The following is a 293-nucleotide window of genomic DNA, read 5'->3' as shown; positions in this document are numbered from 1 at the left end:
ACCACGTACCACACCGATACGAGCACCGTTCAGTGCATCAGCATCAAGGAACGCGGTGTAGCTTTCCGGAACGCCTGTTACTTCTTGATAAGAGGCTTCATCAGCCACCAGTGCGCCATCAATATCGAAGACTTCGCGCTGACCTGAATGTGAAGACTCATCAAAACCAACCAATACGTCCATCGCAACGGCACAGTCTTCAACCGTCCGGCACATTGGGCCGCCGGTATCCTGCCAGGCAGCCAGAGGCATGATGCCGTCCTGACTTACCAGTCTCCTGCTGGGACGAATAC

Annotated in this window: 1 protein-coding gene; it reads right to left on the bottom strand. The window is 54.6% G+C overall.

Annotated features, from left to right (window positions below):
- Positions 1-291 (bottom strand): amidase family protein (locus tag Q4563_RS18965; protein WP_303605615.1); only part of this gene is annotated, 291 nt, incomplete at its 3' end.
- Between the last annotated feature and the right edge of the window lie 2 nt (positions 292-293).

The sequence above is a fragment of the Gilvimarinus sp. 1_MG-2023 genome (assembly GCF_030548285.1).
This window is presented reverse-complemented; position numbering and strand designations above follow the sequence as displayed.